Here is a 21,188-nt window from a genome sequence, read left to right as displayed (position 1 = left end):
CTAATCAAAGCTCCTGTAAGCCTGAAAAATCCAGGTGCAAACCTCAGATACAAAATTTATAGTACAAAAATACTATTTTGCAGTTAAAATGCCTAAACAGCCAATTAGTCTTGTGAGAGGAATGATGAGAGAAATCAAAGACAGCGACCAAAAGCCCCTTGCTACAGCGCTTGCAAAGTCACAAGCCAAAACAATAACTACTGCGATCGCGCCATTGCAAATTCCAGAGGACGATCTTGGTAATGAATGGGAATGTTTATTTGCACAAGTACAAAGCATCAATCAAATGGCTGCACAGTTAGAAGCAATGATTTTAGAGTTCAAAGCGACAGCCAGCAAACTGCAAGAGAAAGGCAAGCCATACAAAAGTATTTGTCAGTATGCACCAGTTAGCGTCCCTTGGGTACTACAAAAGCCAGATGAGTCATTCCTGCTGACAATGCGAAAAGTAGATATCTTCCAACCAGAAAGAGAAGCAGCACAGCTAGCACAGCAACTGCGCCAGCAAAACCGCAAAAAAGAATCGCGATCGCAATGAATGCAGATCGAGTGTGGGGAGTGGCGGAGAAATAAATAATAACCATTGACCCTTGACTGTTGACAAATGCCCAACTTTCAAAACATTATTAATCAACAAATCTTAAAGATATGAAGTTGCAACTACAGCCCAACCCATAAACTGTAAAAGTTATGCTGATTAAAGTGGTAGTCGATTGTTGTTTCTCACAGTCGTTAATGCCACACGCCATTGCAGTCTGCAAAAACTTTATTTTCGAGGCGCAAAGGCGAAACAGCCCTAATAGTTGCACTGACGAAAATTAATGATAGTGCAATATTGGGCAAGATTAATCAGCACATAAAAGAGGTCAGGAAAAAGTGTTAAGAACTCTTGTGGTGATCGTTATTGGTTTTCTACCATCGCTGTTTTCCTTGTGGATCATCCGTAAAACTCATTTGCGAACACGCATAAGAATGAGACAAGCAGCCATGAACGTTGCAGGCGTGCAAGCTAGGCAAACTATTAGGCCAATCGATGGCGATGCCTGCGGCAACGCCTTTGGGGAACGCTACTATCTAGAAGGAGTAGGTTACTTAGTTGGCGACATCAGCTGCAAATTTAATGCTAGATCTGGCTATATCCGCTGTGCTGTCAATCCTGACGGGCCGTGTCAGGGATGTCGTCACTATGAACCCAGAGAATTAGCTAGGAGCGAACATAAAGCTTAAAAATACTTAACTTGTGATTTTTTCTTCATAGCCAAGCCTATTAAACCATCCCCTCCGCGATAACATTTTCATAAAAAATATATATTTTTGTATACTCATTAATATTTTATAAGCAAATGTTACTACCCATTAATTAAGTAAGCTTTTTGCGCAATTAAGTTGATTCAAATATTTTTGTAACATATAACAAAATATTCACTTGTCCGATCAACTGTAATCGGCTATAAATTCTATGACAATTTATTTTTACAGCGTTCGCGAACAATATGGTTGTTTCTCCAACTTTTCACCGCATGGTTTTGAGTTAGATGAGTTATATTGGCCTACCAGCGAACACTATTTTCAAGCACAAAAATTCGTTGGCACTTTGCATTTAGAGCAAATTCGGTTAGTCAAAAGTCCTAAAGATGCAGCGAGAATGGGGCGTGAAAGAAGTCGTCCCTTGCGCCCAGATTGGGAAGAAGTAAAAGATGACATTATGCGCATGGCGGTATTACGCAAATTTGAAACTCATGCAGATATCAGGGAAATACTACTAGCGACAAATAATGAAGAAATCATCGAAAACTCTCCTATTGACTTTTACTGGGGTTGTGGCTCTGATGGGAGTGGTAAAAATATGCTGGGGATAATTTTAATGGAAGTGAGAGAAATACTGCGATCGCGCTAAACTCTAGAGATGGGAATAGATCTGCAACATAATTTTTTTATTTTGTTTTCCATCTCTCAAAAATTTCTCAAATAAGTATTGATGGGTATTGATAATACCAATTTCCCAATAGAATGCAACCGTTCAATTTTAGCAGCGTAGTTACCCAGCCCATGACTACCATGCATCTGTCGCAAACATTATTTGAATTGCTATATCATTTACAGGAAAGTTAAATATCTTTAATTTTTAAATATATGCTTCTCAGGGGATTATAAAAATTATGTCTCTCTCAAAAAATCATAAGAGATATTGTAAATGGTTTTGGGATGAATCCTTAGGAGGGGAATACGATGATTGGGGTACTAGTACTTACTTGATGGAAGTAGGGCATGATTTATATGCCTTGAGACAAATAGAAATTTATGAAAACGGTAATATATTGTTTTATGATAGCAGCCACTTAGCAGATAACTATGGAATGTTATGCGATAAACAATTTAATGAAGAGGATCTGCAAGAATTTGCAATTAATAAAGCAGAATTTGAAGAAATTTGGAACAGCAAAATCCCGATGAATCGTTCCACAGTTAATATGACACAAGAATAGACTGCTTGCATGAAGATTTAGCGAGAAGTTTGGGAATACTAAAAGATATCATCAAACTTTACAGGACTTGGTTGATGTCTACAGATGGAAACAATACAGATCCCTTAAAAGTTTCAAAAAAATATGAAAAGCTCACCAAGCGCAACACCATTATCCATGAATTTAACCAAAGTTCATCAGAAATCAGTCTTTCACTAGCAAGTAAAGATCTGCTATCAGAAGCATCTAAACTTCTGCATCAAGGAGTTAAACAGCAACAAGCTGGGGATTTAAATGCGGCAATTAAGTCTTTAGAAGAATCTCTAGTGCTGTTTCAAGCATTAGGAAATTCCCGGAAACAGGAGAAAGTGCTTTCCTTGCTAGCATTAACAGCTTATACCTCAGGGAGTTACCAGAAAACTATCTCCTATTGCGAACAATGTCTTTCTTTAATGACTGACACCTCAGATCTAGCGGTGCGGATGCAGATATTTTCTCATTTGGGGAATGCTTACCGCCACCTCAACAACTATGAAAAAGCTATTCAGTTTTTGGAAGAGAGTTTAAAAATCACCCAGCAGCAGCAAGATCGGCGCAGTCAAGTAGCGGCTTTAAATAATCTGGGTTTGGTTTATAAAGCTGTAGGTAAAGTTGCACAAGCAATTGAGTATCAAGAGCAAAGTTTGAAAATTGTCCGAGAACTTCAAGACAATTGGGGTGAGGAACAAGTATTGAAAAATTTGGGTAATACTTGGTATGCATTAGACGATTATCCAAAAGCGATCGCTTACTATGAAAAGTGTTTAGACTTATCTCGTACCCTGAAAAATCTGCGTAGTGCCGTGTATGTACTCAAGAATCTGGGTAACTCCTGCTATGCTTTAGGTGATTATGCCAAAGCTATTATTTATTACGAAGAGCGCTTGCAATTAGCCAGAGTAATTCAAGACAAGCGTAGTGAGGAACAGTCTTTAGGAAGTTTAGGAGTTGCTTGTGAAGCTTTGGGTGATTATTCTAAAGCAATTACCTACCACGAACAACGTTTGTTCTTAGCTAGAGCTATCAACGATGTTCGCACTCAAGAACAAGCTCTTGCCAGTCTCAAACTTGCTTGTTACGCCTTAGGCGATTATGCCAAAGCAATGCAATATCAAACGACAGAGTTTGACTAGAAAAAACTTTTACTTTGCTCGTGACTGATGGTTGCTGAAATCAACCGATACAACTGATACAATAAAGGTTCTGTAAATCACAATTTTCAGCAACAGTTGATTTCTAAACAATCTCCTACAAGAGAAGTATTGCCCTCAGATTAGACAGGTGGTATTTACCCCAACTTTCAAATTGTCATGAGCAGCGAAACCCAACTCAGCCTATTTGACGACTCAAGTTTCAACCAAAGCCAAAGAGATCTGATTCCCACAGACAGCAAAATTCCCATACCTCCCAACACATATACCAACATGACTGAGTTGGCACAGCATTGCAATCAGTGCCACCGTTGTGGGTTAGGAAACAGCCGCACTCATGCTGTCGTTGGACGCGGAAACCTGAAAGCACCAATTATGGTTGTAGGGGAAGCACCAGGCCAACACGAAGACGAGACAGGTTTACCATTTGTCGGCAAATCAGGGCAGTTGCTAGAGAAAATTTTGGCATCAGTGAATCTCAGCACTGAGCATGATGTATATATTGGCAATATTAATAAATGTCGCCCGCCAGAGAATCGAGTCCCAACTACTGAAGAAATGGCGGCTTGCCTGCCCTATTTACTTGAACAAATTCGCTTAGTCGATCCAAAAATTATTTTGTTAACTGGTGCAACTGCGGTTAAAGGCTTAACTGGCGATAAGCGTGGTATTACCAAAATCCGCGGACAGTGGATAGAGTGGCAAGGGCGTTTGTGTATGCCAATTTTTCATCCTTCCTACTTACTGCGCAACCCTTCTCGCGAAGTTGGCAGCCCTAAATGGCTGATGTGGCAGGATATACAAGCTGTACGTGCGAAATACGATGAGATTCGTTAAAAAAGTTTACCAGGCATCCGCACACTTCCTGCCTGGCAATCCCGCAGCCACAGATTAATTGCTTGTGCAACCGTACTTTTACTGCTATCCCTTGGGGGGGTTGGTGGTTGCTGCTTGGGAGATGAACCAGTTTGAGTAAACATCATAACCAAACGCCAACTACTTTGAGTTTTAGTCAAAAACAGCCAGTGGAATTCTTGTAATTCCACCGCTTTCGCTCCTATATACTGCCGTTCTAAAGTAGTAAAGAAAACTTGCTCTACTCCTGCTCCTACACTTTTAGAGGTATCTGTAGTGTCAATCCCAGGATTTAGAGGCAAGGGTGTAAACTCAGGTCTACCTGCTAATAACATATAGCTGTAAACTTCACTATTTCTGCTCAGACGGCGGGCACGCTGCGTCACGCGATTGGTGTAACTAGGTAAATCTCGCAGCAAATAAGTAGTTAAAGTTTCTAGGTTTTGTTCGATGCAAGCAGACCCAGGCTGATTATTAACCACACCCTTATCTGATAGCGAAGAGGGGTTCTGTGAGAACGCTAAGTTATCAATACTATTTGCGATGACTAAAGAAAGGCAGAGGACAGAAGGCAGAAGGTGAGGCAGCCCCCGTCTACAGCCCTTCGGGCATCCTTCGGCGGGCGGTTCCCGTCGATGGGGGACTGCCGTTCTCCGAAGGAGTTCTCGCAGAGTACCCGAAGGGCAGAAGATTGTAGAAAAAAATTTTTCCACGCCAGTTGCTACAACGGGGGGAACCCCAACGGACACTTGCTTCAAGTCGGCAGAGCCGCCCAACGCAGTGTCCTCCGCAACGCACTGGCTCCTCTGCCAAAAAGGTTTAAAGCCCACGCCAGTTTGACGGCAGCTGCTACAAGTTGGGGAACCCCAACGGACAGTTTGACGCCAGTTGCGACAACGGAGGAAACTTCCGCAACGCACTGGCTCCTCAAGTCGGCAAAGCCGCCCACGCAACTGGCTCCTAAATTGATTTATAGAGTTCCCTTCTGCCTTCTTTATAACTGCCTTCATGCCACTGTGGTTAACTCCTCAGAAATTCTTTTCCAAGCTAACTCAGGGTCAGCAGCAGTGGTAATCGGACGCCCAATTACTAGGTAATCTGCACCTGCTTTGATTGCTTGTGCTGGGGTAAGCGATCGCTTTTGATCGGCTTTGTCTGCCCAAGTTGGCCGAACTCCCGGACAAACTAACAGAAAATCATCCCCGCAAGTTTGCCGCAGCTGTGCCACTTCTTGGGGCGAACAAACTGCCCCATCCAACCCAGTTTCCTGTGCCAATAATGCCATTTCTAGGGCATATTCTGGCAATTCTAGAGGAATTTTTAAATCAAAGGCTAACTGTCTGGCAGAAATGCTCGTCAACAGGGTAATAGCAATTAATTTTGGTGGTTGAACTCCCGCGTGTGCTGCACCTGTTTGCACTGCCTCAGTTGCGGCTTTTAAGGCATCCTTACCAGCAGTAGCATGAATTGTTAGCAAATCTACCCCATAACGAGCCGCAGCCTGACAAGCGCCAGCAACGGTGTTGGGGATGTCGTGAAACTTTAAATCCAGGAAAATGTGCTTTTGCCGGGATTTTAGCAATTCTAGAATAGTCGGCCCAGTGCTGGTAAACAACTCCAAACCAACTTTCCAGAAATCAACTTGGGGAAGCCGATCTACAAGAGCGATCGCACTCTGCAAATCTGACACATCCAAAGGTACAATAATTCGCTGTTCGGCGTTCATGGTACTAAGCGCACAAATTTGTTTTTCCCTACTTGCAGCACTCTGCCAGATAATTCCTCAGGTTGGGCAAATGTGGTATCCACATTAGTAATGCGATCGCCATCTAAATACACCCCACCTTCTTGAATTTTCCGCTTACCTTCGCCGCTACTTTTGCACAAGCCACTGGCATTCAGTAGGTAAGCCAACTTGACGGGAAACTGGGGTATGCCAGCTAAAGAAAATTCTGGGACTGCACCTGCTTTACCACCGCTATCGGCTGCTTCTTTCGCCTTACTTGCTGCCGCTTCCCCGTGATATTGTTTCACAACTTCCCATGCTAGAAGTAATTGGCGATCGCGTGGGTTTGGGGGCAATTTCTCCAAAGCTAAATCTGTTAGTAGCTCAAAATACTGTTCTAGCAGGTTATCTGGTACTCCCTGCAACTTTTGATATTTATCGGATGGATGTTCTGATAAGCCCACATAATTATCTAGGGACTTAGACATTTTTTGCACGCCATCCGTACCAATTAGAATCGGTAGCAGTACTCCAAACTGGGGCTTTTGCCCAAAATGACGTTGTAAATCTCGCCCTACCGCAATGTTAAATTTCTGGTCAGTTCCGCCTAACTCCACATCCGCCTCAACAGCCACCGAATCATAGCCCTGCATTAACGGATAAAGGAACTCATGGAGGAAAATCGGATTCTCTTTTTTATAACGTTCTGCAAATCCTTCCTTGGCTAACATCTGCCCCACCGTCATCGTCGAGAGTAACTCTAAGATTTTTCCCAAATCCAGGCGGGAGAGCCATTCGGAGTTGTACCGTATCTCTAATCTGCCAGGTGTGTCAAAATCCAATATAGGACGTACTTGATCGAGATAAGTCTGGGCATTTTGCGCTACCTCTGCCTCTGTCAGTTGGCGACGCACCTCAGATTTACCAGTCGGATCGCCAATGCGAGCCGTAAAATCCCCAATAATTAGAACTGCTGTATGACCTGCATCTTGAAAAGCTCGCAGTTTTCTTACCGGTATGCTATGACCAAGATGAATATCAGCACCTGTTGGATCGATGCCCAATTTGACCCTTAAAGGTCTGCTTGTATTTGCCAAGCGCTTTTCTAAGCTTTCACTTTCGCTGTCAGCATCAGTTGGTTGTGGGAAAATTTCCACAATCCCACGACGCAACCAAGCAAAATCTTGCACCATACTAGGAGATTCGCTATTAATTAAGTTTTGGGCTGAAGAAGTTAGGTTGGTTGTATTCACTGGCAATTTGTCCGTTCTCTTATCTGCCAAACTACTATAATTGCAAAAAATCAACCGCCTTGCTTCGCCAAATCAATTACATTTATATTTACAAGTGAGGAAGTGAAATCGCCGTGTCGTCTAGGACTTTTGAAGACAAGGAAGCCCAAAATAAGGCTTCATCAGGTTTTGAGTTTTTGAAAGGAGTAGGTCAGGTAGCTGGCGGAACTCTATTATCAATCACGATGCTGACAAGTTCAATTGTAGCGGGTGGATTGGTGGGCTTGGCTATTAGTTTCCGTAATTTGCCGGATGTCAGGCAATTACGTAACTTCTTTCCTTCAGAAACTACTTATATTTATGACTTAAAAGGCAAACTCTTAACAAGCGTTCATGGGGAAGCTAACCGAGAAGTTGTACCTCTAGATAAAATTTCCCCAAATCTGAAACGGGCAGTCTTAGCAAGCGAAGATAGTCATTTCTACAATCACCACGGTATAAATCCTACTGGTGTGGGTCGTGCCATAGTTGTTAACTCGATAGCTGGTGGAGTCAAAGAAGGCGGCTCTACCATCACCATGCAGCTGGTGAAAAATATATTTTTATCTCAAAAGCGAGCCTTTACCCGCAAGTTAGCGGAAGCAGTGTTGGCAATTCGCTTAGAGCAAATTCTTTCCAAAGACCAAATATTGGAAATGTACCTCAATCAAGTTTATTGGGGTCATAACAACTATGGCGTGCAAACAGCAGCACGCAGTTACTTTAACAAGTCTTCAGAATTTTTAACGATCGGTGAATCGGCGATGATGGCCGGTTTGATTCAAGCACCAGAAGAATTTAGCCCATTTGTCAGCATGAAGCTGGCCAAACAGAAACAAAAGGAAGTTTTAGGGCGAATGCTGGACTTGAATTGGATTAGTCAGCAAGAGTACGATGATGCCCTCAAGCAAGAAATCAAACTTGGTAAGATTAGGTCGTTTCAAGGTAGTGCCTTACCTTATGTGACTAATACTGTAGCCCAAGAATTAGCGAAGAAGTTCGGGCGCGATGCACTGCTCAAAGGTGGAATGCGAGTCCAAACCACAGTGGATGCTGACTTCCAAAAAATGGCAGAGCAAACGGTTGCTAAGTGGCATGAAACACTCCAAGGCGAAGGTTTATCTAAAAATCAAATGGCCCTGGTGGCAATTGACCCCCGGACGCATTTTGTCAAAGCTTTGGTAGGTGGCGTAGATCCTAAAACTAGCGAATTCAATCGTGCTACCCAAGCTCAACGTCAGCCGGGTTCTTCTTTCAAGCCTTTTGTTTATTACACCGCCTTTGCTTCTGGAAAGTTTACACCAGACACAACTGTTGTAGATGAGCCAGTTAGTTATCGAGATGGTGACGGTTGGTACTATCCGAAAAACTATGATGGTAGTTTTGGCGGAGCAATGTCAATTCGTACTGCTCTCTCACAGTCGCGCAATATCCCCGTAATCAAGGTAGGTAAGTCTGTGGGGATGAATAAAGTGATCGAAACTTGTCGCACCTTGGGGATTATGAGTCCAATGGAGCCTGTGACTTCTTTGCCTCTAGGAGCAATTGGTGTCACACCTCTAGAAATGGCTAGTGCCTATGCTACCTTTGCCAATTATGGCTGGCAGTCACCACCAACGGTAATTGCCCGTGTTACTGATAGTAGCGGTAACGTTCTCCTAGATAACACACCGAAACCCCAGCTAGTTCTCGATCCTTGGGCATCGGCAGCAATTATTAATGTTATGCAATCGGTAATTACCAGTGGTACTGGTAAAAATGCTGCTATAGATCGCCCCGCAGCCGGTAAGACAGGCACAACATCCTCAGAAAAAGATATTTGGTTTGTAGGTACAGTGCCTCAGTTAACTACTGCTGTTTGGGTGGGTAGGGACGACAATAGACAATTAGCCCACGGTGCTACTGGTGGTGTCATGGTAGCTCCCATCTGGCGAGACTTTATGCAAAAAGCACTGAAGGATGTACCTGTAGAGAGCTTTAAATCGCCCTCTCAGTTTACTCGCCCTAAATCCCAATAATTTCAGGTTATGGATTTTGGATTAATTGCCAATCCAAAATCCAAAATTTATCAGGGCTGTTTTTCTAGCTCGGCTTTCATCCTCTGTAGAGTCAGATGCATTTGGTCAAACATTTGCTGAGGAGTAACCCCAAACTGACCTAGCTGAGTTTTCATCTGTTCCATAGTCATTTGTGCCATGAAATCTTCTGAGAGCTCAAAGCGCTTCATAAAGATGCGATAGCGATCCATCATGGCTTCCATTTGCTCAATAAACAGCTTTTTGCCCTCGCGGTCAAATTTACCGTAGTTGTTACCAAGCTTGATTAGTGCTTGATAATCTTCAAACAGCTGTTTCGCTTCTTGCTGAACTATCTCAGAGTCAAAGAATCCCATTTTGTTTAATATTCAACTGAGTGCTAACACCCAGTAAATTATGGTTTTGCTTATATTTTTATTCTAATCTAGGGTACTAATCTAGGGAATAAGCTACGGTTTGATTACGGTTATTTACCCAAATTTCAACACTTGACTCAAGACTGTTGTCGCGCTACAAACAAACTTAATAAAGCGGCTATACTCACAGATGTTGCCAGCGATGTGGGATTGGCATTTTTACCTGGGATAATGTTCAACTTGGCAGCATACTTTAAAGCTAGCGGATGTTGGGGATTTAGCTTTAAAGCTTGACGAATATAAACTGTTGCCATTCCCGGAAAATTTTGTTGAAGATGCACAACTCCGAGTAATGCATGATAGTCACTGTTTTTTGGTTCTAGCTTGATAGCATCGCGCAGTTCTTCTACCGCTCTTGTCCAGTTTGCTAGGTTGGCATACTGAATACCTCGTTGGTAATGACGTTGAGCATATTTTTTCAGAACTGGTTGAACATTATTGCTTTCTTTTAATCTCACTTTCACTGGCTAGGCTCTAACTTGCAGATTAATGGGAATCGGTACTATTGGCTGCAAAAAATCAACGAAAAATTTATAATTTTATTTTTTTGCTGAAGATTCATTCAGCTAAAATCAAGCCCTAAATGTATTAATATTTTGAAGATTTTTTTGCGGCTTATGTATTACAGGATAATACAGAGAAGAAGATGAAATATTGTAAGAAACACATAAGATGCTCAGTAGTTTCTCTCAGAAGATTTGATCTGAATATACCTTACTTACGATCAGGCGATCGCCTATAGCTGAAATCAATACAATATATTTATATATTCGCTGTTAAGTAGGAGAGCGCTTGTGCTGCATTTGCCTGGGTGCTTTGCTACTATGACTATTTAATTGCAGGAAATATGGTAGTGGTAGATTAGGGAATATGTTAACTAAGCGCAAAAGCCGCAGCGTTGCCGCTATTTTAGCTTTTTCGGGTACGCTGACAATTTCAGGATTACATAAGTTTTATTTGGGACAGCCTGTTTGGGGAGTGTTATACGTTTTGCTTTCTTGGACTCCCATTCCCAAGGTAGCTAGCGCCATTGAAGGAGTTTGGTACTTAGCTCAAGACGAAGAAGCTTTCGATCGCAATTTTAATTTTGGTAAGTCAGCAATCAAGAGTTCGCAACAAGTCAGCAATCATGTTGGCGCACTGGCGGAAGCTTTGCGCGAGTTAGATGCGTTGCGCCAAGATGGACTAATTTCTGAGTACGAATTTGAGCAAAAGCGCCGCCAGTTGCTAGACCAAATTTCTTAATGACAGCGAAAATTATGAAAAATTGGCTACCTTTAAATTCTAGGTTGCAAAAACTTCGTGCCAAGCTGCTCAACGACCCATACTACAGATTACAATCTGGGGAAGAACTTCAGTTGGCGATACAACTAGGTATTCAAATTGATGCCAATCAAGCAACTGTAGATGATTGGTTACGCTTACCTGGATTGTCAATTCACCAAGCGCGATCGCTCGTCGAACTTTCACGTTCCGGTGTTAAATTTTACTGTATAGAAGATATTGCTGCGGCTTTAGCGATTCCCGTGCAGCGATTAGCGCCAGTCAAGCCACTGCTGAATTTTGTTTACTATGACGAAGAATCTTTAGAATGTCCTGCACCTTTAGTTAATCCAAATGTAGCGACAGTTGAACACTTAGCAAAAATACCTTTTATTGATATCTCTCTGGCGCAAGCAGTCGTGCAAAATCGTTTATCGGCTGGGCCTTACCGCAACTTAATTGATTTTCAGCAGCGTTTGGCTCTACCACCAGATGCGATCGCTCAGTTAATGTATTATTTAAGATTTTGAGTAATCAGTTATCGGCTGTTAACTGTTAACTGATTACTAACTAATTAAATAAATCCAAATCGGTTGAGCGGCCAAAAGCGAAATGTGGCTCGACCAATGATATTTTTTTTCGGTAAAAAACCCCAGTAGCGAGAATCGTTACTATCGTTACGATTATCACCCATAACAAAAAACTCGCCTTCGGGAACTGTGTGTGGCGGGTAAGGATTATTTGGTGGTTCAGCAATGTAGTCTTCTTGCAAAGCTTTACCGTTGAGGTAAACTTTCCCCTGCGCAACGCTGACTACTTCTTTTGGTTCGCCAATTACCCGCTTAATAAAAGCTTGGTCTTGAGGATATCCCCGACGTTGAAGTTCTTCTGGTGGCTGAAAAACAATAATGTCCCCAGTTTTGGGAGGGTGAAAACGGTAAGAGATTTTTTCGACAACCAGGCGATCGCCTGTATGTAAGGTGGGTAACATTGAATCAGAAGGAATGTAGCGCGGTTCGGCAATAAAAGTCCTAATCGCAAATGCCAAACATAAAGCGATCGCAATTAAAATTAGATTTTCCTGCGAACTACGCCATATTTTTGACGACGCTGGAGTATCTTTTACATCACTTTCGTGAGAAGCCATAGAATTTTTCAGCCAGTTAAAAAAGTGGAACAAATACCTTGATTATTTAGACGGTCAAGGTATACTTGTAATCAATCTAGAGTTTCCGCAAAAACCCTTACAAGCATTAATAATCGGGCTATCGCATCTACCAATTATAGGCAAAAACGCTGAGAATAACCTAAAGCCTGTCTAATCCGATACAAGCTAAAGATTAGGTATAGCAAGTAGGTAATTCCAATACCATTACCTAACTTTTGCAATTATAAGGCAAGGTTTTAGAACATTCTCCGTTTTATTGTCTACTCCTGAAAAGTAAGCTAGTTGCCGACTGGTGGAGCGATACAGCCAGTCGGTTTTTTCTTATCTGACTCGAACACCAAGCTGTTTATCCCAGTGGAGTGGTTTATCTGCTTTTTGTAGAGGAGATTCTGGTATTTGACCTACCGATACACCATAAGGCCAGCTTGGGGGACAGATAGCAATATAACGGGCATAGCCTCCTAAACCTCCTTTAAATTTAGGATATCCAATTGCTACGAGCGCACCTGTTTCCGGTACGCGATCGAGATTGGTCACACCTTCGGCTTGAGTATAGCCGTTATGCAACAACCATGCTTCTCCTTCCAAGGTTGGCGTACTATCTGTATCCAGGGGTTCATGTCCGTGAAACAAGATATGACGTTGTAAGTGTAGGAACTTGAGAGCATCAAGACTTACCCCAGGAAACTTAGTTCTAGTAGCTAGTTCTGGATTTGGCCATTCCTTAGACCAGTCAGAACGCACAAACACAACCGAGCCTTCAGGAATCCTACCATGCCTGCGTTCCCAAGCCTGAATGTCCTTCACCATAAGATGATAGTTCGGGTTTTGAGCTACTTTGTCTTGGATGGGAATCACTACCAAAGGACGCACAGCAAATGTTGCAGGTAACTCATCAATAGCCGGATAATTAGGATTCCAATGTGCAGGCGGATCGAGTTGAGTACCTAATTGATCGGTAGATAAGTCATAATGGGTAGCTTCAAAGCCATCTTTTTTGTAATTATATGGTTGCAGAGTTTTAGGATTAATTGTAGGTTCAAATTTAGAAGTACCAAATCCTGACCATACAGGAATATTAGGTGTAATTGTATGGGTAAGGTCAACATATTTGGCTGTTTTTAAAGACTGTTGATATACCTGCCATAAAGGAGGTTGGGGTTGCGGTTGTGCAGCATTAATGGATAAGCACAGCAGCAGGGTAAAGAAGATTGCTAAACATAAAAAGCCAAATTTTTGCATACAGTTTGCTCTCAATAATGAGCAATACAATCACTCAACTAAAATTTCATGCAAGTTAATAATTTGCAATAAAAACTTAGTCAAATGATAAAAGTATCATATCGCCTTCTCGTGCTGCTTTAGTAAAAAACTGGCATAACTGATTATATAAATTAAGATAATGTGGCTCCATATAAGCTCTGCTTTCACGATCGTCAAATAGCCGATCGCAACGCTGTTGCAAGTCATCAAAGGATATATGATTTAACACTTCAGCTATCTCTTGAACTTCATTGACTGTAAAATAACGTACCATGCCATAAGTTGCTTCCCAATGTGTTGCTGTCCCTCCCATGAATACCTAATGAAGCCAAGTTCTAATATTAGTTTTGTGTTCCTTGTATGGAAAATCTCCTGTGAAAAGGAAGTAAAGTGACTGCCAGTACTTATCAAGGTCTAGATAGCGATCGCTATTTTTTAATGCTTCAAAATAGGCATAAATTTCTTCATCCGTTTCAAGATTGTCATCAAAATAAATGCTTGCATAGACAACATGACTATGTAACTTTTCAAACTCTTCAGGTGTAACGCGTCTGTAACGAAGTTCGATACCCATATAAACAAAAACTGTTTATCAAAAAACTCAACTTTTACAAGGTAAAAATTACTAATTAGGATATAAGATCTCTAGGTAATAAATATGATTTTTCAATATACAGATGCATTTGTCACAATAGCAACTGTGAGTTTTGAAACTGTAGTGAGTTTCTATACACAGCTTTTGGCTCAAAATCCTACAAGTCTGATTCCTAATGTTTATGCTGAATTTCTATTTTCTGGTTTACGGTTAGGAATTTTTAAACCCAAAAGCACACACGAGGCTGAATTTGAAACTACAGCCAAAAGTAAGATAAGTTTATGTTTAGAGGTGAGTAACTTGGAAGCGGCGATCGCTCATCTTACGGCCTTGGGGTATCCCCCACCTGGAAATATAACAATTGCTTCCCACGGTAGAGAAATCTATGCCTATGACCCCGATGGCAATCGTTTGATTCTACATCAAGCAGCTACACAGAGTCATAGCACGAAGGACAAATAACAAATAACAAATGACCAATGTCTCTAACTCAAAACTATAAATTAAACATTATCCAATGGTATCCAGGTCACATTGCTAAGGCTGAAAAGAACCTCAAAGAACAGCTAAAGCGAGTAGATGTGGTACTAGAAGTACGAGATGCGCGGATTCCCTTAGCGACACACCATCCCCAAATTAATGAGTGGGTGGGAACTAAGACGCGGTTGTTAGTGCTGAATCGATTAGATATGATTTCTCCGCAAGTGCGATCGCTCTGGACAGATTACTTTAAACGTCAGGGAGAAGTAGCTTATTTTACCAATGCTCAACACGGTAAAGGTATAACAGCTGTGTTAAAAGCAGCACAAGCAGCAGGAGTAGAACTCAATCTAAGAAGACGCGATCGCGGAATGTTACCTCGTCCAGTTCGTGCGGTGGTGATTGGTTTTCCTAATGTGGGTAAATCAGCGTTAATTAACCGTTTGTTGGGAAAACGGGTAGTAGAAAGTGCGGCTCGTCCTGGTGTGACTCGTCAATTGCGCTGGGTAAGAATTTCCGACCAGTTAGAATTATTAGATGCTCCTGGTGTAATTCCTCTAAAGTTAGAAGACCAAGAAGCTGCAATTAAATTAGCTATTTGCGATGACATTGGTGAAGCATCTTATGATAATCAGCTAGTAGCAGCAGAACTCGTAAATGTACTAAATTATCTGCAAGATGTAGCTACAGATTTATTACCAAAAAAACCTTTAGAAGCACGCTATGAACTTGACTCTTCACCTCATACAGGAGAAGCATACTTACACGCTTTAGCAGAACATCGCTATAAAGGTGATGTCGAAAGAGCAGCAAGGCAATTATTAACAGATTATCGTAAAGGGTTATTAGGTGAAATTCCCTTGGAATTACCACCAAACTAATTCCTAATTACAAAATTGTCAGTTGATTTTCCAGAAGGTCTATTGACTTTAGGGTAAAATTTCTGGCTCTGATTCTCTTACAGCTAAGGTGACAGGATTTACCTTCTTGGCAGTAGACGCGTCTAAAATAGGTTGCTGATTTGTATTACTGGCTTCAGCCACAGTAACTTTTTGGTTTGCTGCCAAATTATCGCGCTGATTAATGAGATAGATACTAATTAAAGTTAGGCAAACACCAATCCATTGCAAGGGACTGAGAACTTCTGCAAGGAAGAGATTACCAAATAGTAGTGCAAAAACTGGTGTGAGGAAGGTAAGAGAACTGAGGCTGGTGAGATTACCGCTAGAAGCAAAGTAGAAAAATAATCCATAAGCGATCGCACTGCCAAATATTGTGGCATAACCCAAAGCCAGCCAATCGGATGCTACAAGATTCTGCCATTGTTGGGATTCTACAACTGATGACATTCCCCATAATGGCAATCCGCCAATAATCATGTGCCATCCCGTAGCTACTACCGGATCGGCGTATCGACAAACAAACCGAATTAATACTGTTCCTACCGCCATTGATAGCGCTGCTAACAGCATTAACCACTCACCACTAGCAAATAACTGTTGCCAGTTACCGATGCTAATATCTACACCAGAACCGAGAGCCTGAAAAATCCACTCATCGGGTAAGCCAATTAAACTGATACCAGAAACGCCTAATCCTAGCCCCAGCCATCCCCAAAAACCAATTCGTTCCTGAAAGAGCCACAACGACAACAAAGCTACAGCTAAGGGTTGAGAGTCAATCATCACAGACCCCAACCCGGCGCTAGTTCTCACCAAGCCTTCTGCCAAAAAGCCTTGAAAAAGAGTGCCATCAACCAAGGCAAATAAGGCAATCCATAGCCATGCTAACCATCCCTTGGGTTGAGGTCTACCCATCAATCCCGCTGCGATGAGAATTAACACCCCAGCTGGTAGCAACCGTACACCTGCCATAAATAGTGGCGTAGTGTGGGGTATCACTCCTTTCATTGCTACCATTGCCGTACCCCACAAGAAAAATGGGGCTATGAGGAGTAAGGGAGCGAAGGGTAGACGAAATGCACTGGATTTCAGCTGCATGGGTTTGCTGATGCCTTGGGTTATTAGGTGCAAGAATTGCTTTACCTAATTTTACCTAAATATGTCGTTTTGTGAAGGAAACAATACTTACTAGTATTTAATATTACTTGAGCTACTTAAGCTGTGCCGTTTTCTGGTGGCTCAAACTTGTAACCATAGCCGCGAACAGTTTTAATATACTCCGGCACATTCGGATCTACTTCCATCTTTTTGCGTAGCTGACCAATATGGACATCAACTACTCGTCCATCGCCAACATATTCACAGCCCCAAATTTTTTGAATCAGCTGGGGACGACTCCAAGCTTGACCCGGATGAGTGGCTAAAAAATGTAAAATATTAAATTCTAATGCAGTTAATGATAGAGGTTTATCTTTAAGTGTCACCTCTCGCCCATCGGGGTTAATTGCTAGCTGATGAAATACGAGGCGTTGTGTTTTTGAGGGGTTAATCGTCCGCATACGCCGCAACAGAGCTTGGATTCTCAGTTCTAATTCTGCTAGGCTAAAGGGCTTGGTGATAAAGTCATCAGCACCAGCGGACATAATCTTGATTTTATCGGCTTCTTCAGTTCGGCTAGTCAGGATCATGACTAACACATTAGTGCGACGTTGCATTTCTTGGCAGAGGTTATAGCCAGTAGTATCTGGCAAATTCCAATCCAAAATCACTAAATCTGGATTGAATTGATCGAATAAATTTAATGCAGTTTTACCATCAGCTGCCGAATCTATATGATATTTTCGGCTTAAAAATCGATATATCAGATTGCGAACACCATAGTCATCATCTACAACAAGAATTTTGGGATTAGTAGCGGGAACCATCACCATAACTTTCTAACCTCAATTATTTATGTGGCGATTCGCTTGCGATCGCTACTCTGCAATAGCTACTTTGTGAGATCCTGTGTATGCTTTCACAGCTTTGCTTTACGGAAGAGTATTTCCTCCTTTACCTCGCCTACTAATATCTAAACCTCACGATTATTTTAAAGTTGCTGCTGCTCGCCAGACATAGGCAATGTATAACTTATCTATACTAAATTTCTATGAAAGTTCTGGAAGCTCTGAATCAAAGATTTTTTCTTACACAATTGTCCTGAAATCGGAGTAGGATATTGCAGTATTAAATACAACACAGTTTTGTAGTTACTTAGTCATTTAAAATTACTCATAAATTAAAATTTTCCCTGAATAAATATTAGACCTCTTGCATAAATATTTTTTTGTCTCACACAAAGGCGCAAAGACGCAAAGGAGAAGATGAGAATCAAGACTTGTGCAAGAAGTTTATCGATTTCATTGTCTAATTTATCTACTTATCAATGTTCTTAAGCAAAATTAGCAACTCAACATCATTCATGATAAATTGTAATATATTCTACTTGGCGTTAACTCATTTATCTAAATCCTGTTGATGTATTTGAAAATTGACCACACTAATTATAAGTTTAAATAATAAGCGGCAAGAATAGAAAGTATTTAAAACTACAATTTTCCAAATAAGCCTGTAACTAGCCAAATACGGTTGTCTTAAATGCAAAGTTATCCCCGGAGAACTTAAGCTATACCAATTCAAAATCCTCAATTCAGAGGCGTGATGTCCCATTGGGATATTTAAGTTTGCTTCTGTTGCTTGATGTGGGAGAACAGGTGTTAACAAACAAAACCTATTGTCAGTAAAAATTTAGTATCAGTCTCAGGCATCAGAGAGTAAATATTGGCTAGATGATTCGATACCAAACTAATAAAAAAAGACAGTTTGACGTATTCACTCTTGCAAATTATTCAGCGCTTAAAGACGATGTAGCGAGCCTTTCAAGCTTTTTCAGACTGTTATAACTAAATTTACAATCATAAAAAACTAAATAAACAACCAATTCCAAATCAATGAAATGCTTATAGCTGTTTGAATTTTGCGAAAAGTTGCGTGCGGGGGTTCCCTCATTGAGCAAACTTTTCAAGACGAATTTTTAATTTTGAATTCGGTCTGCGGTACTAGTCTATCTCAAGAGAGAGCTTAAAAATTCTCATACCAGGGAAAGAGCAAATAAAACTATTTTTTTCGATAAATTGCTGTTAATGTAATCAGCAAGAGATAGTTATGGCTAATAATCTAGTAGATAATATCATTCCTCAACAGCCACCCATCGAACCTCAATCTGATGTTCACGTACTAAAAGCTCGTTTAGAGTGGGGCGAACCAGCTTTCACAATACTAGATGTGCGCGATCGCCAAACTTTTAATGAAGGACGGATTTTGGGCGCAATGTCAATGCCTAGTGATGAATTAGTAAACCGCGCCTCATCAACCATAGATAAAAGCCGTGATATTTACATTTACGGTGCTAACGAAGAAGAAACTGCTCAAGCTGTACAATTCCTGCGTTCTGCTGGGTTTGAACATGTGTCTCAACTCAAAGGTGGTCTTGCAGCTTGGAAGGCAATTGGCGGCCCAACAGAAGGAGGTGTGGAAGCGCTAACTCCTCCTGGCGCTGGGGACTACAATGTTGTGTCTCGGATACAAGAACACGCAGAAACCCAGAAGAAAGACGTATAACTTTAACTTAAGTCATGAGTCATGAGTCATTAAATAATGAGTGGTGAAATAATGACTCATGACTCTGCTTTAGTAGCAATAACTAGTGTTCAAATAAATCCTTAAATTGCAATAAGTCTAAAGATACAATTATTGGTAAAACTTGAAAACACTCTTGAGCTAGTTGCCAACGTTCTTCTCTTTTTAGCATGTTAATCAGCTTTTGTTGTACGCTGAGTAAATAACGAACATCGTTAGCAGCATAACTTAGTTGTTCTACTGATAAATTATCAGCGTTACCCCAATCAGAACTTTGAGCGCTTTTATCCAGTTCTACTTTTTCCAACTCTTGCACGACATCCTTCAATCCGTGTCGATTGGTGTAAGTACGAGCTAATTTAGAGGCTATTTTGGTACAAAAAATAGGTTGAACGTTAATTCCTAGGTTGTAACGCAAAGTAGCAATATCAAAACGTGCAAAGTGAAATATTTTTAAAACATTTACTGCTTCCAAAAGTTTTTTTAAGTTTGGTGCTGTGGTTTGTCCTTTGGCAATGCGAATTGCAGTTACTTGACCTTCTTGATTGCACAGTTGGACGAGACAAAGCCGATCGCGCTGTGGTAACAATCCCATTGTTTCTGTATCAACAGCGATCGCCTCTGATTTTAGATATTGGGATAGTGCAGCGTCGCTAAGGTCGCGATCGCTTACCTGAAAATCTTGTAAAGTCATGAATCACTCAAAAATAAAAGCAGTGTCCAACAGAAGCAGGTTCTTTTAGACACTACATTATTATTGTGCAAAAAAATCAGAAATTCTAGCCATTTTGAATTGTGGCGAATGCAGATTTGTTGTTGAGTTACAAAATCTTGGCATTCGACCGCACATAACATCCAAAGAATAACTGCTATCAATCTATTACAACGTGGCGCAAGTCAAGCAAACATTCAAAATCAATGGTAAGCCTAGGCCTTATACCTGTTTGAATTTTGAATTCCGCGCAGTGGTACTAGTTGGTCTGCAAGAAAATCTGCGTAAGGTAGACTTCACCCTGTTTATTGGTAGCAACACCAATTCCTGTGAGGTTATACTTCCCTTTGATGTTTTTTAAATGTCCGGGACTATTCAGCCAACCAATAACAGCTTGTGATGCGGGATCGTTATATCCTTGGTTAAAAGCAACATTTTCTCCAGCACTACTGTAGATAATTGGGAGAGAAGTTACTCGCTGTTTAAATCCTTGATGGCTAAAGGGAACTTTTCCATTCGCCATATTTTGACTATGAATTCTTGCCTGCCGAGTGATAGTTGCATTGATGCTCAACTTTGACAAACCTTTAGAAACACGATATCGATTAATTTTGTCAAAAACTGATTTTTCGAGAGCCGTAGTATTAAAAACAGTAGTTGATTCTGCAACCCGATCTGAAGGAATCGATAACTGTTTATTATGAGTAGGTTTGCTTGTAGAACTGTGACCAGGAACAGGAACAGTTGTTAATCCACTGGCAAAGACAAGCGTACTTAAAGCTATGCCAAAAGCAGTTTGTCGGAACATAGAAAATACTTAATTTATAGAGTTATCAGACCTCTAATCTACCGTATTCTTCTGCGAAGAAATACTAGGATACTATTAAGGATTGATGAACTTACAAAAGTTTTGCAAATACTTTACAGTAAATCTAACTAATCACCTCCAAAATTAAATACTATGACAGATTTATTTGATCTCAAGTTAAGTTTGCTTTTCCTCTGCACATGAAAATTCGGGGAATATTTAAAAAAGATAATGTAGTATCCCCTAGACAAATGTCACTGCCACTACATTTTTCATTAAAAAATGGCATACATAAATTTAACTGTCAGTGATGCTACTAAGTATTTTCTAAAAAATTTAATTTATCGAGCATTTTAATTC

At 40.9% G+C, this 21,188-nt stretch carries 23 protein-coding genes and 1 pseudogene; 12 read left to right on the top strand and 12 right to left on the bottom strand.

Going from position 1 to position 21,188, the window contains the following annotated elements:
• The first annotated feature begins 88 nt into the window (after positions 1–88).
• The 6 genes from AACU33_RS19500 to AACU33_RS19475 all read left to right on the top strand — a co-directional run bounded on the left by AACU33_RS19500 (position 89) and on the right by AACU33_RS19475 (position 4,492).
• Positions 89–538 carry a hypothetical protein gene (locus AACU33_RS19500; RefSeq protein ID WP_339376149.1) on the top strand — a complete coding sequence of 150 codons (450 nt, stop codon included), beginning with the start codon at positions 89–91 and terminating at the stop codon, positions 536–538.
• A 338-nt stretch (positions 539–876) separates the two neighbouring features.
• Positions 877–1,227, top strand: a complete 351-nt coding sequence (locus tag AACU33_RS19495) for a DUF6464 family protein (RefSeq protein WP_096590227.1) — start codon at positions 877–879, stop codon at positions 1,225–1,227.
• 232 nt (positions 1,228–1,459) lie between these two features.
• Positions 1,460–1,897, top strand: a complete 438-nt coding sequence (locus AACU33_RS19490; RefSeq protein WP_096590226.1) for an NADAR family protein — start codon at positions 1,460–1,462, stop codon at positions 1,895–1,897.
• Between the two features lie 262 nt (positions 1,898–2,159).
• Positions 2,160–2,486 carry a hypothetical protein gene (locus AACU33_RS19485; RefSeq protein WP_096590225.1) on the top strand — a complete coding sequence of 109 codons (327 nt, stop codon included), beginning with the start codon at positions 2,160–2,162 and terminating at the stop codon, positions 2,484–2,486.
• 74 nt (positions 2,487–2,560) lie between these two features.
• Entirely contained in the window at positions 2,561–3,637 is a 1,077-nt protein-coding gene (locus AACU33_RS19480; protein WP_096590224.1) for a tetratricopeptide repeat protein, read from the top strand.
• A 177-nt stretch (positions 3,638–3,814) separates the two neighbouring features.
• Complete coding sequence (locus AACU33_RS19475; RefSeq protein WP_096590223.1) at positions 3,815–4,492, top strand: uracil-DNA glycosylase; 678 nt, start codon at positions 3,815–3,817, stop codon at positions 4,490–4,492.
• Here the strand turns inward: AACU33_RS19475 and AACU33_RS19470 are convergent.
• The 3 genes from AACU33_RS19470 to tyrS form a co-directional block, all read right to left on the bottom strand.
• Positions 4,489–5,097 carry a hypothetical protein gene (locus AACU33_RS19470; protein WP_096595308.1) on the bottom strand — a complete coding sequence of 203 codons (609 nt, stop codon included), beginning with the start codon at positions 5,095–5,097 and terminating at the stop codon, positions 4,489–4,491. The two genes, AACU33_RS19475 and AACU33_RS19470, sit on opposite strands and share 4 nt — an antisense overlap.
• Before the next feature lie 419 nt (positions 5,098–5,516).
• Entirely contained in the window at positions 5,517–6,236 is a 720-nt protein-coding gene (pyrF, locus tag AACU33_RS19465) for an orotidine-5'-phosphate decarboxylase (RefSeq protein ID WP_096590222.1), read from the bottom strand.
• Positions 6,233–7,429: a tyrosine--tRNA ligase gene (tyrS, locus tag AACU33_RS19460; protein WP_339376509.1), complete on the bottom strand. Its 1,197-nt coding sequence runs from the start codon at positions 7,427–7,429 to the stop codon at positions 6,233–6,235. The genes pyrF and tyrS overlap by 4 nt, the downstream gene beginning before the upstream one ends.
• A 173-nt stretch (positions 7,430–7,602) precedes the next feature.
• Here tyrS and AACU33_RS19455 point away from each other — a divergent pair, with 173 nt between their 5' ends.
• Positions 7,603–9,525 (top strand): transglycosylase domain-containing protein, encoded by a 1,923-nt coding sequence (locus AACU33_RS19455; protein ID WP_096590220.1) that lies wholly within the window; start codon positions 7,603–7,605, stop codon positions 9,523–9,525.
• Positions 9,526–9,575: 50 nt separating this feature from the next.
• Here AACU33_RS19455 and AACU33_RS19450 read toward each other — a convergent pair whose 3' ends face one another.
• Both AACU33_RS19450 and AACU33_RS19445 read right to left on the bottom strand, forming a co-directional pair.
• The gene (locus tag AACU33_RS19450; RefSeq protein ID WP_096590219.1) at positions 9,576–9,899 is read right to left on the bottom strand and encodes a DUF1825 family protein; all 324 of its coding nucleotides are present in this window, start codon (positions 9,897–9,899) and stop codon (positions 9,576–9,578) included.
• Between the two features lie 137 nt (positions 9,900–10,036).
• The gene (locus AACU33_RS19445) at positions 10,037–10,423 is read right to left on the bottom strand and encodes a tetratricopeptide repeat protein (protein ID WP_096590218.1); all 387 of its coding nucleotides are present in this window, start codon (positions 10,421–10,423) and stop codon (positions 10,037–10,039) included.
• A gap of 406 nt (positions 10,424–10,829) precedes the next feature.
• Between AACU33_RS19445 and AACU33_RS19440 the strand changes: the two genes are divergently transcribed.
• Entirely contained in the window at positions 10,830–11,204 is a 375-nt protein-coding gene (locus AACU33_RS19440; protein ID WP_096590217.1) for an NINE protein, read from the top strand.
• A gap of 14 nt (positions 11,205–11,218) precedes the next feature.
• Positions 11,219–11,752: a helix-hairpin-helix domain-containing protein gene (locus tag AACU33_RS19435; RefSeq protein ID WP_096595307.1), complete on the top strand. Its 534-nt coding sequence runs from the start codon at positions 11,219–11,221 to the stop codon at positions 11,750–11,752.
• 44 nt (positions 11,753–11,796) lie between these two features.
• On the opposite strand, the gene lepB is transcribed toward AACU33_RS19435, so the two are convergent.
• The 3 genes and pseudogenes from lepB to AACU33_RS19420 all read right to left on the bottom strand — a co-directional run bounded on the left by lepB (position 11,797) and on the right by AACU33_RS19420 (position 14,227).
• Positions 11,797–12,369 (bottom strand): signal peptidase I, encoded by a 573-nt coding sequence (lepB, locus tag AACU33_RS19430; RefSeq protein ID WP_096590216.1) that lies wholly within the window; start codon positions 12,367–12,369, stop codon positions 11,797–11,799.
• Positions 12,370–12,711: 342 nt separating this feature from the next.
• The gene (locus AACU33_RS19425; RefSeq protein ID WP_096590215.1) at positions 12,712–13,632 is read right to left on the bottom strand and encodes a cyclase family protein; all 921 of its coding nucleotides are present in this window, start codon (positions 13,630–13,632) and stop codon (positions 12,712–12,714) included.
• 76 nt (positions 13,633–13,708) lie between these two features.
• Positions 13,709–14,227 (bottom strand): annotated as a pseudogene (locus tag AACU33_RS19420) (DUF1877 family protein).
• An 84-nt stretch (positions 14,228–14,311) separates the two neighbouring features.
• Between AACU33_RS19420 and AACU33_RS19415 the strand changes: the two are divergent.
• Together AACU33_RS19415 and ylqF are read left to right on the top strand one after the other, a co-directional pair.
• Positions 14,312–14,710 (top strand): glyoxalase, encoded by a 399-nt coding sequence (locus tag AACU33_RS19415; protein ID WP_096590214.1) that lies wholly within the window; start codon positions 14,312–14,314, stop codon positions 14,708–14,710.
• A gap of 17 nt (positions 14,711–14,727) precedes the next feature.
• Positions 14,728–15,609 (top strand): ribosome biogenesis GTPase YlqF, encoded by an 882-nt coding sequence (gene ylqF, locus AACU33_RS19410; RefSeq protein ID WP_096590213.1) that lies wholly within the window; start codon positions 14,728–14,730, stop codon positions 15,607–15,609.
• A 48-nt stretch (positions 15,610–15,657) separates the two neighbouring features.
• Here the strand turns inward: ylqF and AACU33_RS19405 are convergent, their stop codons facing one another.
• Together AACU33_RS19405 and AACU33_RS19400 are read right to left on the bottom strand one after the other, a co-directional pair.
• The gene (locus tag AACU33_RS19405; protein WP_096590212.1) at positions 15,658–16,728 is read right to left on the bottom strand and encodes a DMT family transporter; all 1,071 of its coding nucleotides are present in this window, start codon (positions 16,726–16,728) and stop codon (positions 15,658–15,660) included.
• 116 nt (positions 16,729–16,844) lie between these two features.
• Entirely contained in the window at positions 16,845–17,561 is a 717-nt protein-coding gene (locus AACU33_RS19400) for a response regulator transcription factor (protein WP_096590211.1), read from the bottom strand.
• Between the two features lie 1,273 nt (positions 17,562–18,834).
• Here AACU33_RS19400 and AACU33_RS19395 point away from each other — a divergent pair.
• Positions 18,835–19,290 carry a rhodanese-like domain-containing protein gene (locus AACU33_RS19395; protein ID WP_096590210.1) on the top strand — a complete coding sequence of 152 codons (456 nt, stop codon included), beginning with the start codon at positions 18,835–18,837 and terminating at the stop codon, positions 19,288–19,290.
• Between the two features lie 82 nt (positions 19,291–19,372).
• On the opposite strand, the gene AACU33_RS19390 is transcribed toward AACU33_RS19395, so the two are convergent.
• Positions 19,373–20,002 carry a ribonuclease H-like domain-containing protein gene (locus tag AACU33_RS19390; protein ID WP_096590209.1) on the bottom strand — a complete coding sequence of 210 codons (630 nt, stop codon included), beginning with the start codon at positions 20,000–20,002 and terminating at the stop codon, positions 19,373–19,375.
• 277 nt (positions 20,003–20,279) lie between these two features.
• The gene (locus tag AACU33_RS19385) at positions 20,280–20,828 is read right to left on the bottom strand and encodes a CAP domain-containing protein (RefSeq protein ID WP_096590208.1); all 549 of its coding nucleotides are present in this window, start codon (positions 20,826–20,828) and stop codon (positions 20,280–20,282) included.
• Positions 20,829–21,188: the final 360 nt, after the last annotated feature.

Source organism: Calothrix sp. NIES-2098 (assembly GCF_963875125.1).
Lineage (GTDB): Bacteria > Cyanobacteriota > Cyanobacteriia > Cyanobacteriales > Nostocaceae > Aulosira.
Note: the sequence above shows the minus strand (reverse complement) of the source record. Positions and strands in the feature narration are given on the sequence as shown.